This window comes from Massilia sp. 05N420 (assembly GCF_056397205.1).
On sequence record NZ_JBFTMX010000157.1, the window covers coordinates 1 to 487 of the forward strand.

Consider the following 487-nt stretch of genomic DNA (forward strand, 5'->3'; position numbering starts at 1 on the left):
ATATAGACCTGAGTAATGTTGCGCATCGCTTTTCTCCTTTATGCGATACGCCCTATCTGGCACCGGCCGATTGATCTGATAAGCTGCTCAATAACGGACGAGCTGATAAGGAGATCAGGACAATGATGCGCGGCACGCTGGCGGAACTGGAAGCGGTCATCGCCGTCGCTGCCAAAGGCGGCTTCCGCGCTGCTGCCCGCGACCTCTCGATTTCCTCCTCGGCCCTCAGCCAGCAGATCGCCACGCTGGAGGCAAGGCTGGGCGTCCGCCTCTTCAACCGCACCACCCGCAGCGTCACGCTCTCCTCGGCTGGCGAGCAGTTCGTGGCCGAGGTGACCCCGGCGCTATCGGCCATCCGCCGCGCTATCGACCAGGCCGACGAGCACCGCTCCGAGCCTTCGGGCACGCTGAGGATCAACACCTCCATCGGCGCCGCCCGGATGATCGTCGCGCCGCTCGCCGTCGAATATCTCAGGCGCTACCCGGC

1 protein-coding gene is annotated in these 487 nt (G+C 64.1%); it reads left to right on the plus strand.

Annotation, left to right across the window (positions count from 1 at the left end):
* Positions 1 to 122: 122 nt before the first annotated feature.
* Positions 123 to 487: LysR family transcriptional regulator (locus tag AC1DIX_RS27760; RefSeq protein ID WP_477328562.1), on the plus strand; the 365-nt coding region annotated here is incomplete at its 3' end.